At 64.1% G+C, this 2007-nt stretch carries 1 protein-coding gene and 2 pseudogenes; all 3 read right to left on the reverse strand.

Going from position 1 to position 2007, the window contains the following annotated elements:
- Nucleotides 1-279: pseudogene (locus VK519_RS04075) on the reverse strand (glycosyltransferase family 1 protein); the annotation flags it as partial.
- A gap of 13 nt (nucleotides 280-292) precedes the next feature.
- Nucleotides 293-1837 carry a B12-binding domain-containing radical SAM protein gene (locus tag VK519_RS04080; protein WP_324347862.1) on the reverse strand — a complete coding sequence of 515 codons (1545 nt, stop codon included), beginning with the start codon at nucleotides 1835-1837 and terminating at the stop codon, nucleotides 293-295.
- Nucleotides 1834-2007: pseudogene (locus VK519_RS04085) on the reverse strand (class I SAM-dependent methyltransferase); the annotation flags it as partial. The gene VK519_RS04080 and the pseudogene VK519_RS04085, both read right to left, overlap by 4 nt.

The following is a 2007-nucleotide window of genomic DNA, read 5'->3' on the forward strand; positions in this document are numbered from 1 at the left end:
GAACCCCAGTCCGTTGGCATGCAACACGTCCACGCCCAGGTCCCCCAGCACGGTGGCCAAGCGTCGTCCGCCGTCGTCCGCCGGGGTTGGCACGAAGTGGTAGTCCACCGCGCCACGCGTCATCCGGTGTTGGTAGGGCGCTACCTGCACCACCGACACCTGCGTGCCTGCGCTCGCCACGGCGTCGGCCACGTCGCCCAGCGTGTTCCATCGGGCAAGCAACGCCTCGGGTGGGATATCCGCTGGCGCGGGCTGGAAATTGACCTGGGCCACGTGCATCGACGCTACGCCTCTAGAGTCCCGAGACCTGCGGCATGCGCAGGCGGACCAGGCGATTGGCCAGGTTCAGTTCCCAGGGCTTGTCGTACCTGCGCTGGTGATAGCGCCAGCGGGCCATCACACTCAGGCTGCGCTTGGCCCACCGCGGTGATTTCAGATCCTGCACGGTGGGGAAGCGGCAGCGAAGCACGGTGACGAAATCCTGGATGCGTCGACGCAGCTTGTCGTCGAGCCATGGGGCATCGGCATGGCAGGCGTAATTCACCCACTGCGGTTGTGTCCATTCGTCGGGAGTGGACGGAAACACCAGCGGCTGGCCGTTCGCATCAAGCAGTGCCATGCTGCTGCGCTTGCCGCGGTCTTTCTCGTGCTTGCTGCCTTCAGGTAGTGGTGTGTACACGTAAACGATGATTTCAGCCTCGGGGTTGATCAACTTCAGTTCGCGGATGAATTCGAAGGTGTGCTCGGTCTCTTCTTCGGTGTTTTCCGGAGGGGCCACCATGAAGGACAGTTCCGGGATCACCCCATTCCTGCGGCAAAGTTCGGCCACTTCGAGGGTCTGGTCTGGACGCGTGCCCTTGCGGATTTCCTTGAGCATCGCCCCGCTGGGCGACTCCGCACCGATGTAGGCCATCTTCAGCCGACTTTTGCGCACCAGTTCCCACGTACTTTCCGACAGGTTCAGCAGTGCGTCGGAGCGGGCGTAGCACCACCACGGCATCTCGTGCTTGGCCATCACTTCCAGAAGCGGAATCATGTCCGCTTCGCGATCGAAGAAGTTGTGATCGAAGTACTGGATGGAGTCGGCGCCAAGGTGGTGCTTGAGGTGGTGCAGGTCGCGATCCAGCTGCACGGCTGCCGGCAATACCGTGGTGCCGCCGAACATCGCGGCCACCCCGCAGAAGGTGCAACGAAAGCGGCAACCGACCGAGGCCTGGTGTGCCAATGTCCTGTTTCCCAGGAAGGTGCGCGCCTGGTAGCGGCTCGGGTCGCCGAGCTTCTCGTAGGGCAGCACCCTGCCGGGGTCACTCATGTTGTACTTGCGATTGGGGTTGTGCACCACTTCGCCGTCGCGGCGCCAGGACAGACCGCCGATCTTGCCCAGGTCCGGCGTGCCGGGGCTGGTGATCGCAGCGATGAGCTCGACAAGGCTCTCCTCGGCCTGGCCGCGCAGGGCGTAATCCACGTACGGCGCCGCTAGCGCGGTGTCGGTGTAAAGCGTGGGAAAATACCCGCCCCAGATGATCGGGACATGCGGATGGTGTTCGCGGATCGCCCGCGAGATGGCAATCGAGGGCGCAACCTGTGGGCCGCCCATCACGCTGATGCCCACTGCGTCGAAGCGCTCTTGCGCCAGGCAGCGCAAGACTTCCGCCACGGTGTCGCGGTCGACGTTGCCGTCGATCACGTGGCTTTCGCCGGTGCGGTCGAGCGCCGCGGCAAGTTGCAGCAACGCCAGTGGAAAGCGCGCGCTCGAGCGCGATGTGATCGTTGGGTTGATCAACAAGGTGCGTGGCTTGCCGCGCACGGGTAAGGACAGGGAACGAATGGCATTCATGTGCTTCGCCTTAAACCAAACACCAGCGCCACCGGCACCTCGAGCGCACGTGCGTCAAAGCGCGCCCCGGGCGGGATGTCATTGGGATCGAGCATGGGTTCGAGCACGCGTTCGATGGCCAGCCCGTGGGCGGCGCAGGCGGCGTGCCAGTGGTGGTAAAGGTGCTGGGT

It is taken from the genome of Pinirhizobacter sp., from assembly GCF_035317885.1.
Classification (GTDB): domain Bacteria; phylum Pseudomonadota; class Gammaproteobacteria; order Xanthomonadales; family Rhodanobacteraceae; genus Pinirhizobacter.

What these genes read in the sequence shown, in the direction of transcription:
- VK519_RS04080 (WP_324347862.1), bottom strand. Translation starts at nt 1,837, where the DNA reads ATGAATGCCATTCGTTCCCTGTCCTTACCCGTGCGCGGCAAGCCACGC.